The organism is Halobacteroides halobius DSM 5150, from assembly GCF_000328625.1.
GTDB lineage: Bacteria > Bacillota > Halanaerobiia > Halobacteroidales > Halobacteroidaceae > Halobacteroides > Halobacteroides halobius.
Window position 1 is genome coordinate 1,779,912 of the sequence record NC_019978.1, and the last position, 12,878, is coordinate 1,792,789.

General features: G+C 30.8%; 14 protein-coding genes. All 14 read right to left on the bottom strand.

Features of this window, described 5'->3' with window-relative positions:
* Positions 1-35: 35 nt before the first annotated feature.
* The gene (locus HALHA_RS08555) at positions 36-2,003 is read right to left on the bottom strand and encodes a glycoside hydrolase family 127 protein (RefSeq protein WP_015327399.1); all 1,968 of its coding nucleotides are present in this window, start codon (positions 2,001-2,003) and stop codon (positions 36-38) included.
* A gap of 50 nt (positions 2,004-2,053) precedes the next feature.
* A complete protein-coding gene (locus HALHA_RS08560; protein ID WP_015327400.1) occupies positions 2,054-2,899 on the bottom strand; it encodes a carbohydrate ABC transporter permease in 846 nt (281 codons plus the stop codon).
* 25 nt (positions 2,900-2,924) lie between these two features.
* Positions 2,925-3,851 (bottom strand): carbohydrate ABC transporter permease, encoded by a 927-nt coding sequence (locus tag HALHA_RS08565; RefSeq protein WP_015327401.1) that lies wholly within the window; start codon positions 3,849-3,851, stop codon positions 2,925-2,927.
* 77 nt (positions 3,852-3,928) lie between these two features.
* Complete coding sequence (locus tag HALHA_RS08570) at positions 3,929-5,212, bottom strand: ABC transporter substrate-binding protein (protein WP_015327402.1); 1,284 nt, start codon at positions 5,210-5,212, stop codon at positions 3,929-3,931.
* A gap of 457 nt (positions 5,213-5,669) precedes the next feature.
* Complete coding sequence (locus HALHA_RS08575) at positions 5,670-6,710, bottom strand: LacI family DNA-binding transcriptional regulator (protein WP_015327403.1); 1,041 nt, start codon at positions 6,708-6,710, stop codon at positions 5,670-5,672.
* Between the two features lie 194 nt (positions 6,711-6,904).
* Complete coding sequence (gene nikR, locus HALHA_RS08580) at positions 6,905-7,312, bottom strand: nickel-responsive transcriptional regulator NikR (protein ID WP_015327404.1); 408 nt, start codon at positions 7,310-7,312, stop codon at positions 6,905-6,907.
* Between the two features lie 18 nt (positions 7,313-7,330).
* Entirely contained in the window at positions 7,331-8,140 is an 810-nt protein-coding gene (locus HALHA_RS08585; protein ID WP_015327405.1) for an energy-coupling factor ABC transporter ATP-binding protein, read from the bottom strand.
* Positions 8,140-8,829: an energy-coupling factor transporter transmembrane component T family protein gene (locus tag HALHA_RS08590; RefSeq protein WP_015327406.1), complete on the bottom strand. Its 690-nt coding sequence runs from the start codon at positions 8,827-8,829 to the stop codon at positions 8,140-8,142. Before HALHA_RS08590 ends, HALHA_RS08585 begins: the two co-directional genes overlap by 1 nt.
* Before the next feature lies 1 nt (position 8,830).
* Complete coding sequence (locus HALHA_RS08595) at positions 8,831-9,118, bottom strand: PDGLE domain-containing protein (protein WP_015327407.1); 288 nt, start codon at positions 9,116-9,118, stop codon at positions 8,831-8,833.
* Positions 9,108-9,758, bottom strand: coding sequence for an energy-coupling factor ABC transporter permease (locus HALHA_RS08600; protein ID WP_015327408.1), 651 nt, complete (start codon positions 9,756-9,758; stop codon positions 9,108-9,110). Before HALHA_RS08600 ends, HALHA_RS08595 begins: the two co-directional genes overlap by 11 nt.
* 126 nt (positions 9,759-9,884) lie before the next feature.
* A complete protein-coding gene (locus tag HALHA_RS08605; protein ID WP_015327409.1) occupies positions 9,885-10,775 on the bottom strand; it encodes a mechanosensitive ion channel family protein in 891 nt (296 codons plus the stop codon).
* Between the two features lie 18 nt (positions 10,776-10,793).
* Positions 10,794-11,741 (bottom strand): polyprenyl synthetase family protein, encoded by a 948-nt coding sequence (locus tag HALHA_RS08610; RefSeq protein ID WP_015327410.1) that lies wholly within the window; start codon positions 11,739-11,741, stop codon positions 10,794-10,796.
* Between the two features lie 68 nt (positions 11,742-11,809).
* Entirely contained in the window at positions 11,810-12,112 is a 303-nt protein-coding gene (locus tag HALHA_RS08615) for a hypothetical protein (RefSeq protein WP_015327411.1), read from the bottom strand.
* A 25-nt stretch (positions 12,113-12,137) separates the two neighbouring features.
* The gene (sigE, locus tag HALHA_RS08620) at positions 12,138-12,875 is read right to left on the bottom strand and encodes an RNA polymerase sporulation sigma factor SigE (RefSeq protein ID WP_015327412.1); all 738 of its coding nucleotides are present in this window, start codon (positions 12,873-12,875) and stop codon (positions 12,138-12,140) included.
* Between the last annotated feature and the right edge of the window lie 3 nt (positions 12,876-12,878).

A 12,878-nucleotide genomic window follows, 5' to 3' on the forward strand; every position in this document is an offset into this window, starting at 1 on the left:
TTTTTATTCAACAACCTATATTTTAAAATGTTTTTTCATTTAGACCTAATCCAAACTCTCATTTTACCAGATTCACGATGATCCCATAAATGATAAGGAATAGCTTTAAATTCTACAGAACGAAAAGTAACTTCATTTACATTTTGATAAAGATGATTTTTCCATCCCATCATATCTGGCACTTCGCTTTCTCCTTTTATAACTCCCGCTCCCTCTAAAAAATCTGGCTTATAATAAAATTCTAGTTCTTCTTCAGCAGGCAATAGAATATCATCTAAAGAAGCTAAATTATCCATTTCCTCTAAACAATAAATAATTGGACCCCTTTTCAAAGCAACCTTATCTTTATTTTGAGTAACTAATGGATGTGCTGTTACTTTTTCAATAGGCATAGCAAATTCTAATCTTATCTGATCTCCATTCCTCCATTTACGCCTTATTTGTGCATAACCATTATCATTAATAATAGACTCAATTTCAAGTGATTGATTGTTTATTTGAAGTGATGCCTCTTGGCACCAATCAGGTATTCGAAGACTTAAAGTAAATTCAGATGGATTCTTCAAATTAATTTTTATATTTACTTTATCATCCCATGGATAAGCAGTATCCTGTCTGATTATTACTTCTTCCTCTGCAATAGATACTTTTCCTTTTCCAGAGATATACTGATTAATAAAGATACAATCTTCATTCTTTAAGTAGATATACTTCTCAAGAGAAGCGAGAAAACGAGCTATATTAGGTGGACAACAAGAAACTTTAAACCAACCTTTACGATGATGAGTACCATCACTTTCTAACGGATTAACATAAAAGAATTTATCTCCCGTTAAAGATACTCCAGAAAGAAAACCATTATATAAAGTTCGCTCAATAATATCAGCAAAACAAGCTTCACCAGTTAATTTTAGCATCCGCTGATTCCACATCATACTTCCTACTGCAGCACAAGTTTCAGCATAAGCTGTATCATTTGGAAGATCATAATCTGCAGTGAAGCCTTCATTATGATGGGCAGAACCAATACCACCAGTTACATACATTCTTTTTTTAGTCATGTTTGCCCATAAATTTCCTAATGCTTGTATTAATTCATGATCTTTAGTTTCCATAGCTACATCAGCCATTCCACAATATAAGTACATAGCACGCACTGCATGACCTACTACTTTATCTTGTTCCCGAACTGGAAGATGATCTTGAGCATATTCTCCAGCATAATTATCATTTTCATCTAAATAAAGTTCCTGATACAGTTCATCTGCACTAGGATTACCATAGTTCTCAATATCTTCTCTGAATTGATAGCCCGCTATTGATTCTAAATTATTTAATTCTTGTTTAAAGGGAGAATTCACTTGACCACGGTTATCAATAAAATACTGAGCTAATTCAAGATATTTTTTAGATTTTGTTACTTGATAAAGTTCTATTAAAGCCAACTCGATCTCCTCATGCCCTGGAATACCTTTCTTCTTATTCCTTATAAATACTTCATAAATATGGTCAGCAAATTCACAGGCAATATCTAATAAAGATTCTTGATTAGTTGCTTGATAATGAGCCACCGCTGCTTGAAATAAATGTCCCGCACAATATAATTCATGCATCATCCCAAAATTAGTCCATTTTTTATCTGGTTCTTCCAATGTAAAGTAAGTATTAAGATAACCATTTTCTTCTTGTGCATCATCAATAATAGAGATTACTTTATCTATTCTATTTCTAAGCTTTTTATCTGAATAATTTGCTAATACATAACTAGCTGCCTCTAACCATTTATAAACATCTGAATCATTGAAAAACATCCCTTTATAATCTCCACCTTTTTTACCAGCTGCCTTAAAAAAATTATCAAGGCGTCCACTACTTTCTAAACGTTCATATTGATGCTTTAATGTAACTTCTCTATTAACTTGTAAACGATGATTCCAAAATTCATCATTAATCTCAACTTCTGTTATTGATAAATCTTGGATTCTATTATCTGCAATTCTCATTCTATCCCTCCAAATAAAGATTTTTTATCATTATTAAATATTACTTTTTGCTACTTTACGGAACCACTTGTCAAGCCAGCAACAAAATACTTCTGTAAAAAAGCATATAATATCATCATAGGAAGAATACTAATTATAACTCCTGCAGTTAATAATCCCCAGCTTGTTCCATACTTCCCAACTGCTAACACACTTAAACCTACATTTAAAGGTCTCAATTCATTTGATGTAGCAAATATCAAAGCCACTATAAAATCATTCCAAGTTCTATAAGCTGCATACACAGCAGTTGTAGCTAATCCTGGTAATCCTAGTGGTAAATATACTTTTAAAAAAGTCTCCAATTCATTTGCTCCATCTAAAAGTGCTGACTCTCGTAAGCTACTAGGTACTGAATCAAATGAATTAGTCATCATAAAAACTCCAAAGGGTAAGAAAAATGTAACATATATGAAAACTAACGCAATACGAGTATTTAAAATCCCTAAATCATCTATTAATGAATATAAAGGAACTAACAATGTTTGAAAAGGAATCATTAAAGCCAGTAAAATTAACATTTTAAATAAATTTCCAAAAGGAATATCCAATTTAGAAAAACCATATCCAGCTAATGCTGAAATTACTACCACAAGGGATACGGTCAAAGTTGTTAGCAATACACTATTTATAAAATAGGTTGAAAAAATTCCATTTTCAAAAGTAAATATCTTTTTATAATGATTCAAAGTGATATTCTCAGGAATCCATTCTGGAGGCAATTGAGTAATATCATTTGTTGGTTTTAGAGAAGTACTTATAGTCCAACCAATTGGCAATAGAAATGCCACAACAAGGATAATATTAATTAAATATTGCAATTTATGCTTTTTTATACTCCTAATTAAATTATTCAAACTAATCACCACCTTTTTTATAATATTAATATTCAGCTGAAGTAAACTTTATTTGAAGCCAGCTTAAACATGATTGGATCATTAATAATACAACAGTCATTGCTGCACCGTATCCTAATTTAAAGAACTTAAATGATGTTTTATATATCCAATAAACAATTGTTGTTGTACTGTTAGCTGGCCCCCCTTTAGTCATTACTACAAATTGCGAAAATGCTAATACCGACCCTATAACTGAAATAACTAAGGCAAGACCTATAGTTGGTTTAAGCATAGGCAAGGTAATATATCTAATCTTTTGCCAAAAATTCGCACCATCCATTCTAGCAGCTTCATATAGCTTATCTGATATTCCTTGCAGCCCAGCTAATAAGATTACCATTGTAAATCCAGTCATTTTCCAAACTATCATAAATGAAATTGCTGGTAATGAAGTGTCTGGTTGACCCATCCAAATAATTGAATTTTCAATAATCCCAAATTGCATAAGATAATAATTTAAAATCCCATATAAATCATTATAGATCCATAACCAAACCAGACTACAAGAAACCATAGAAATAACAACTGGTAAAAAATAAATTGACCTAAAAATAACTGTTCCAGGTAACCGATTTTTTACTAATAAAGCTAAGAAAAAAGCTATTATAAACATAGGGGGAGTTACCATCAATGTATATTCGAAAGTAAACCCTAAAGCACTCCAAAATATAGGATCATAAAGCAATTCAAGATAATTTTGTAGACCAAGAAAAATCTTTCTTCCTAATACTGGCCATTTATGAAATGACATGAAGACTACTCGTATTAAAGGATACATAAAGAAAATTAAATTTAAGATAAGAGCTGGTAAAATAAAAGCAATATGACTAATCTTTATATTTTTTATGAAATTTAATAATTTGTTTTCATCTTTTACTCTCGATAATTTACTTTTACCTTTTAGTTGCATCAGCAATTCCTCCTAAAATAAATTAAAGTAAGATGAGCCAAATAATTATTTATAACTCATCTTACTTTTGAATATAATTAATTCTTCAAAATTTGGTTAACTCTAGTGTCAAATTTAGAAAGCGCTTCTTTAGTAGTTGTTTTCCCATTAAGTATCATCTGAACAGTAGTTACAAGAGGATTAATTAACTGTCGATATCTAATAGTTTTTGGAGTATTAGCTACTGTTAAAGCCTTAGTGAACACTTTATATACTGGATTTGCTTCAAAATATTTATTATCAAAGAAATCCTTCCGTACTGGAATGGTGCCATTCTTAGCAAAATAATTAACTTGAACTTTCTTTGATAAAGCATATTTAATAAATTTCCAAGCTGCTTTTGGATAATCAGAGTTTTTAGGAATAGCAATTAACTCTCCACCAGCAAATGATGAATGACTGCCATCTTCAGACTTAGGAAGTAAAGCAACACCAAAATCAAGATTAGGATACTTCTTATTTAAAAGAGAAACCATAAAGTTTCCACTAGGATACATACTAACTTTGCCTGATGTAAATGCACCTTGAGCTTGTACCCAACCATAACTAACTGAACCAGGAGGAACAACCTTATTTTCTAATAAATTTTTATATAAATTAAATGCTTCCCTTGTTTCTGGAGAATTAAATATTGATTTTGTTTTACTATTATTTAAAATTTGTCCTCCATTACCCCAAACATAAGGCATAAAGGTAAACATCTGAGCTCCTCCATTAGCACCAGAAAACCCATAACCATAATGCTCTTTAGTTGTTAATTTTTTGGCATATTCACGTAATTCTTCCCATGTTTTTGGAGGCTTTTCTGGGTCTAAACCAACTTCTCTAAAATGGTCTTTATTATATAATAAAGCGGACACATCTGAACTAAATGGTAATGCATACTGTCGTCCTTTATACTTACCTAATCTAACCATGTTATTAACAAGTTGATTTTTAAACTTTAGCGAATTATATTTCTCAGTGATATCTTTAAAAGCATTCACTGAAGAAAAGTAAGGAACCAATACTAAATCAATTGAAACAATATCTGGGGCTGAGCCTGAGGCTAAAGCTGTAGCAAACTTATCGGCAAAATTACTTTGTGGAATTGAAGTTAATTGAATTTCAATATTTTTGTTTTTGGTATTAAATTCTTTAATTGCTGGCTTAATTACTTGAGCACTAACTTCTCTCGTCCACATTTCTAAAACCTTTTCTTGATTCTTTTCTTCATCATCACCAAAAATCCACCATGCATCAACAAAAGCATTTGTTGAAAATAAAAATCCTACTACTAAGACTAATACTAATGATAACGAAATCTTTTTCTTATTAAACATATTACCCCTCCACAATTTATTTGATAATTAAAATAAGAAGAAAAATACTCAAACTAAATAACAATAGATTTATAATCCTTTATTTATCACCTCCTTTAGATTTGCATAACATTCTATTGTCTTAATCGTTTAAGATACTGTTCTTAAAAATTGTCAATTATAGCTATAAACACATTATTCCTCTTAGTAAATCTTATAACAGATCATTGCTATACTAAATAATACTGTATTCTCTATCTTTTAAAGTAAATAACTAGTAATTTATTAATCGTTTAAGTAATACATATAAATAATTCCCACTATAATATATATTTGCAAGGGCCTGACCCCTTATTATAATAAATGATATTAGCGGGAATTATTAAAGTATTATTCTTATAACCACTTTATATTTTGAATTTTCTACACAAAATTACTAAAATAATCTTATACGATCCTAATATTATACTCTATCAAATTAAATAATTCTTGATACTGAATCACGTTTAATTAGCTCACATTTAAGATTTAAAGGAGCAGTTTCTTGAATATTATTTTCAATTATATCAATTAATATTTCAGTTGATTTCTCTCCCATTTGATCCAATGGTAAATCTATTGTAGTTATTTGAGGTTGGTAATAAAAACTAAACTCCCTATTATCAAACCCAATCACTGAAAGATCTTGTGGAACTTTTAATCCTCCATCTTTAGCAGCTTTAATTACTCCTACAGCCATTAAATCATTCATTGCTAAAATTGCTGTTGGAGAATCCGAATCTGAAAGAAATTCTTTCATCTTTATATAACCAGACTCACGTGTCCAACCCCCAGTCTTAGTATATAAAGGATTATAAACTAAACCATTGTCAATAAGAGCTTTCTGATAGCCTACAAGTCTTTTATGTGAAGGAATAGAATTTATCGGTCCACTTATTACTCCTATTTTTTTATGCCCATGATCTATTAAATACTCTGTTGCTTCATAAGCAGCTAATTTATCATTATAATTAATTGAATGATTTGACTTCTCTTGATCATTATAACAATAAGTATAAACCATTGGCTTATCAGTTTTATCAATAAGATCACTTACATCTCTTGTATGATGACCTACATAAATAATCCCTTCAACTTGCTTGCTTAATAGAATATTTATTACTTCATTAATTTCCTTTTTATGCTTTAATACAGCAGAAAAATCCCTTCCTTCTTTTTTAATTAGTCTTAAGTTTTCTAAAATAATATGATATCCTGCTTTTTCTGCATACTTATTGATACCATTAATTATATCTGGCGTATGAAAGCTTGTAATATCTTCTACAACCACTCCAATAGTTTTTGTACTCATAGTCCTTAAACTCTTAGCTACACTATTAGGCTTATAATTCATCTCTTTAGCTATTTTTAAAATCTTTTTCTTAGTTTCATTGTTAATTTGTGGACTATCATTAAGAGCATAAGATACAGCTGCATTTGATACACCAGCTCTTTTAGCAATATCATTAATTGTTACCATTACAAATCTCCTTATGATAAATTTATTAAACTTAAACGTTTAAGTTTATATTATAACAACTTATTCTATTTATATTATAATCATTTTTTATAAAATTATCAAGTGTTTTATTATATTAATTACATTAAAATAAAAAATATTGCTTATAAGTTGTAAATAACTACTGAATACTCTTTTTTCACTGATATATATACTTACAGTGCTTCATTTATAGTTGTCACATTTAAATTACCATGTTTAACTCCCTTTAATCCAATTAACTTATTAGCCACTTTTTGCAATTTAGCCCCTTGGCCCTTAACAATGATTACTTCAAGACAGTAATCATGTGTCATATGAAGATGAAGATTTGATTTAAATAAATGATGATAATCATGTTGAATATTAAGCATCTTATCATTTAATTGTCGCTGGTGATGATCATAAATTAAAGTTAATATCCCTATAACTTCCTCAGTCTCCTGGCACTTCTTTTCAATAATCTTATTTCTAATCAAATCTCTAATTGCTTCAGAACGATTATCATACTCCCCTTTGATTAAATCTTCAAATTCTTGTAATAATTTATCTTCAATAGAGATACTAAACCGATTTAAAGACATGACTTCCTCCCTTCCTAGCTACTTTAATAATTTATTTAGTAATTTCTTAGCTTCTTTAATAGTTAGAGGTAATTTATCATCTGGTACAACCTTTTTAAAAACTTGGGAGACTAAAGGCAAATTATCCCCAAAAACAGCCTCCTGCTCTTTTAGAACTCTCTTATCTCCACTAGCAACCAATTCTCCCGCATCAAGTACCAAAAACTTCTCTCCCCATTCAGCAGCAAAGTTTAAATCATGCGTAGCAACTAGTAGTGTCTTTCCTTGGCTAGTAAGTTGCTTCATAATCTCAATCAAGAGTTGTTGGCCTGGCGGGTCAAGAAAAGCTAGCGGTTCATCTAAAAAAATTAATTCTGGATCAATAATCAAGGCCCCTGCTAGGGCTACCCTTCTCTTTTCACCATAACTTAAATGACGAGGATTACGGGCCAACAGATGACTGATCTGTAATAACTCTACTACCTCTTCTAATCTCTTTTCTTGCTCTTTAGCTGGTAAACCAAATTGAATTGGCCCAAATAAGATATCCTCCTTTACAGTTGGAGCAAATACCTGGTCATCAGGATTTTGAAAGATATAAGCTACCTGTTGGCGTAGTTTATCCTCTTCTATTTCCTCTAAAGATTGCCCCTTAAGATAAATCTGACCTTTATCTGGTACTTCAAGATTTAATAAATTAAAGATTAATGTAGATTTACCGGCTCCATTGGGTCCTAGAAGTACAGTAGGTTCATTCCGTTGGATACTAAAAGAAACCTCTTTTAATATCTCTTGAGTTCCAGTATAGCTAAAAGTTAAATCTCTAACCTGCAAAATATTTTCTTTCATTAAAAAATCGCTCCCCTATCTAATAACAAAAATCCTGTTGCGATAACTATTGTTATTGCTACTACTTGCCAATCCTGTCTTAATCTATTGTGATTACTGATTAAAGTCTCTATCTGTAAGCCCCTTAATTTCATTGCTTGATAGACTCTATCTCCTTGTTCTAAAGAATGAATTAATCCAGCTCCAATAACTTGGGCCAAAATCAAATATTCTTTAATATTAAACCAATCATAGCCTACTCTAGCGCCCCTTATCCGCCGTGAGATAAGAAGCTGCTTTATTTTCTCCTGTAATAAGCTACGATATCTAAAAATAAAGAAAATAACTATAGTAATCAACCTAGGCATATGCAATTGATCCATACCAACTACTAGCTGACTCTCATTAAACCCAGCAAAGATTATACTATTCCATAAAAAGATGATCATTAATCTAAGCACTAATTTACCTGTAAAGTACCAACCACCTTGATGAAAAAAACCTAACAAAACTGTGGTTAATAAGAAAGGAAGAAAAAAATAAAGTTTCTGATATAAGTTAGTTATATTTTTCTTTATCACTACTATACCTAATAATAAACTACTAACCATAAGTAAGCCAATATATTGATCTAGTAATAATACTGTTAAAACCCCAATTAAATAGATCAATAATCTAGTCCCTGGTTCAATATTCAACTCAATATTCAACTCAAGCTTCTCCCTTCTTATTAGTTACTAGCTTACCAATCCCTACTAAAGTAAAATAGGTAAGTAACACACCTAACAAACCTGCTAGCCCACTACTTACCAATTGATTCCCTATAGGAAGCTTATATCCAGCAAGAATGGAAAAACTATCTCTAGCTTGCTTCATAAATTCTAAATTCTCTGCTACCCGCTCTAAACCATCAGGATAAGAAGATGCTAAAATAGAATTAAAAAAAGCCAGACAACTAATAATACCAACTATTAAACCCAAATTTTTTTTAGTTAACATAAGAATCACCTGCTTTATAATCTATAAAGTCTAATCTTTTGGGAATTACCCGTTTAAGATAAACCACAACAAGTACAGTAATCAACCCTTCCAGCAAACCAATTAATAAATGCCACCCTACTATAGCAGGTATTACTATCCTTAAGCTAACAGTTCCTGAAAAAGCTAGCTCCAAAGCCGCAAAAACTGAAGAGATTATAGTAGCCAGACATGCTGTAATAAACACATTTACTTTAAAAGAATTAATAACTTTATCTAATAATTGATAGATTAAGTAACTTCCAACTACCTGGACTATTGCTATATTAAATATATTGGCCCCTAGCACAGCTATTCCACCATCCATAAAAATAACAGCTTGAATAATAAGAATTGCAGACATAACTATACTCGCTGCCCACGGGCCAACCACTAACATAGCTAACACACCACCTAATAAATGACCAGAAGTTCCTCCTGCAATTGGCAAATTAATCATCTGCGCTGCAAAAATAAAAGCACCTAACAATCCTAATAAAGGTATCTGCTCTTCACTAAACTTCTTTTTTAACTGCTCTAAGCTAAACTTTAGAGAAGCACCTGCAGCTAGATAAGTAGTTACACAAGTCTTAAGATCCAAAAATCCATCTGGTATATGCACAAATTCCCCTCCTAAATAATACTTTTTTTAAAAAAATAACACTATAACCTAAAAAAATAACACAAAATTAATTTTTGTAACACTATATCTTTTCTTCTCCTACTAACCTTAGATTCCTTCATAAATTTATACTTTTTGCTCTGATTCTTGTCTGCGACGATAAATACGAGTTGTTGGATAAGCTAAGTTAATCTCTGACTCTGAATTAAATTTATCTAAAATCCTTTCTTGAATTCTTTGGTCAACCATCCGTCTTTGTCTAACAGATGCCAGATACCGAACAACAATTTCTACCCCACTTTCTTTAATATTCACGTATGTAATCGGGGTAAAAACACCATATTTAATCATATAATTTTTACTCATTTCTTTAATCCTTCGTTTTGCCTTCTCTTCTATGTTTTCTTCCATTTCATCCTTAGCTATCGTCAACATTAACTCTTTTGCTTTCTTCCAATTACTCTCGAAAGTAACCAAAACTTCTGTTTCATTCCAGACACAACCAAATCCCTTAGTATAATTATATAATGGTGCTTTAAATACAGTACTATTCGGTATTCTAACCAATCTTCCTGTGCTTTGGTCACCTCTTACCCACTCTCCAACTTCTAATAAAGTAGTATAAAAAACTCCTATATCAATCACATCACCTTGAACATTATCCCATTCAATCCTATCTCCTAAACTAAATGGTCGATTTATAATAACTACTAACCAACCTGCTATATCAAGCACAACTTGATGTAAAGCTAAAGTTAATCCAGCAGATAAAAATCCAATATAAGTAGTTAAAGAAATAGTTCTTTTAAGCCAAATAAAAATTAAAATAATTATAGTTATAAAAAAAAGTAGATAATATGTCCACCGGCGTGCAGAATGACGCAGTTTGAAATTATCTACCCGTTGATTAATTAACTTGATTATAATCCAAGTTAAAAAATAATTAAAGATAACAACTCCTAGAGAAAAAAATATTTTATTAGATAATATTCGATTAACTTCAGTAATTAAATCCATTCTCCCCCTCCTCTCTAACTAAAAATTTCTTTCTAAAACTTGATTAGCTAAAAAAAGTAATCGCTCTCGATTATAATCAGATGGCATACTATTAAGCTCAGCTTTAGCCTGTTGAATATAATTTTTAGCAACTTCAGATGTATAATCTAAAGCACTAGTATCCTTAATAATCTTTTCAATCGCTTCTTTATTACTTATTGGGGCTTCTAATAGTTCTTCTAATTGGGCTGCACACTTAGTTTCTTTTAGTACATATAGAATAGGTAGCGTATAAACTCCTTGAGTAAAATCATTGGCCCCTGGCTTCCCTAACTTTGCAATTGACTCAGTAAAATCTAATAAATCATCAGTTACTTGAAATGCCATCCCTAAATATCTTCCATATCTCGCTAGGTTATCTTGATTAGATTGCCTTATTTTTCCCAGCTCAGCACCTAAAGTACAACTAGTCTCAAATAATATAGCAGTTTTATTTTCAACCCTCTTAAAGTAATCCTTATAAGTAAGCTCCACATTATATCGATCTTGATACTGCTTAATCTCTTCTTCACAAATCAATTTTATCACCTTAGAAACTAAACCTAAATGTTTATTAATCGTATGTTCAGATAAGATATTAAAAGTCAAACTAAATAAATAATCACCTGTAAATACAGCTATATCTTTTCCACAACGAGATTGTACAGTTTTGATTCCTCTTCTTAAATTTGAACTATCAATAATATCATCATGAACTAATGTAGCCATATGAAGCAATTCAATTGCTGCTGCAACAGGCCAAACTTTTTCTTTTTTATAATCTCCAAACTGGGCAGTAATTATCACTAATAACGGTCTAATACGTTTCCCTCCAGCATTAGCTAACTCGATAATTGATTCTTGAATCAATGGTTGTCCACTAACTAAGAATTTGTGCAAATATTCTTCAAAATCATCTAATTCATCAGTTAATTGATCCCATGACACTCTTATCACCACCTATATTCTATTGTTTAACTATAGAAAAGAGAGCACAAAATGTGCCCCCTCTTGAATCATCTAACTACTACTTGCTGGTTTGAATCCTTAGGATTTAGTTTTTGCACCCAAGCCTCATCGTATTCATCAAAGATATCTTGAGGGATTAAATATATCTCATTATCAAGATTAAAGACTATATAAGTATTATTAACTCCTTTTTTGGTTCCTTTTTTCTTGGCCCCAGCTGATACTAAATACTGATGAATCCTTTGATACCTCATCTTCTCTGGTAAATTATAGACCAATCGCTCATCCATCCCAAATAAATCTACCATTATTTCAGTTGTAGTCATCACTTCATCAGCTAATACTTTCATTTACAGTCCTCCTTAATTCTCTTCTCTACTTCATTTTTTTTACTCTATTCTTTAACTTTTTAATTATTCTCTTCTCTAACCTAGAAATATACGATTGTGAAATACCTAATATATCAGCTACCTCTTTTTGAGTTAATTCTTTTTTCTTATTATTAAGCCCAAAGCGTAAAATCATAATCTTACGCTCTCTTTCAGTTAAGTATTCCATAGCTTCTACTAATAATTCTTTATCAACCTCTTCTTCAATATACTTATAGATTAAATCAATCTCTGTCCCTAATACATCAGATAGCTTAAGTTCATTACCATCCCAATCAATATTTAGGGGCTCATCAAAAGAAACTTCAGATTTTTTCTTATTATTCTTTCTTAAATACATTAAAATTTCATTCTCAATACAACGAGAAGCATAAGTAGCTAGCTTAATATTCTTACTAACATCAAACGTATTGACTGCTTTAATTAAGCCAATTGTTCCAATTGAAACCAAATCTTCAATATCAATCCCCGTATTATCATATTTACGAGCAATATACACCACCAACCTAAGATTCCTTTCAATTAATACACTCTTAACTGTTTTGTCTCCATCAGCTAACTTAGCTAATAAAAACTTTTCTTCTTGATTAGATAAAGGAGGTGGTAAAGCTTTACTACTGCCTACATAAAATACATTTTTAGTTTTATGCATCCCCAAAGTCTGTAGCAGCTTAATTATGCCTAATTTAACCTTCCATTTTGCTTGCAACAACACCCTTTCCATTTT

Coding starts and splice junctions, on each gene's coding strand:
- HALHA_RS08615 (WP_015327411.1), bottom strand. CDS start 12,112: ATGAAAGTATTAGCTGATGAAGTGATGACTACAACTGAAATAATGGTA.
- HALHA_RS08585 (WP_015327405.1), bottom strand. CDS start 8,140: ATGAAAGAAAATATTTTGCAGGTTAGAGATTTAACTTTTAGCTATACT.
- HALHA_RS08595 (WP_015327407.1), bottom strand. CDS start 9,118: ATGTTAACTAAAAAAAATTTGGGTTTAATAGTTGGTATTATTAGTTGT.
- sigE (WP_015327412.1), bottom strand. CDS start 12,875: ATGGAAAGGGTGTTGTTGCAAGCAAAATGGAAGGTTAAATTAGGCATA.
- HALHA_RS08575 (WP_015327403.1), bottom strand. CDS start 6,710: ATGGTAACAATTAATGATATTGCTAAAAGAGCTGGTGTATCAAATGCA.
- HALHA_RS08605 (WP_015327409.1), bottom strand. CDS start 10,775: ATGGATTTAATTACTGAAGTTAATCGAATATTATCTAATAAAATATTT.
- HALHA_RS08555 (WP_015327399.1), bottom strand. CDS start 2,003: ATGAGAATTGCAGATAATAGAATCCAAGATTTATCAATAACAGAAGTT.
- HALHA_RS08565 (WP_015327401.1), bottom strand. CDS start 3,851: ATGCAACTAAAAGGTAAAAGTAAATTATCGAGAGTAAAAGATGAAAAC.
- HALHA_RS08570 (WP_015327402.1), bottom strand. CDS start 5,212: ATGTTTAATAAGAAAAAGATTTCGTTATCATTAGTATTAGTCTTAGTA.
- nikR (WP_015327404.1), bottom strand. CDS start 7,312: ATGTCTTTAAATCGGTTTAGTATCTCTATTGAAGATAAATTATTACAA.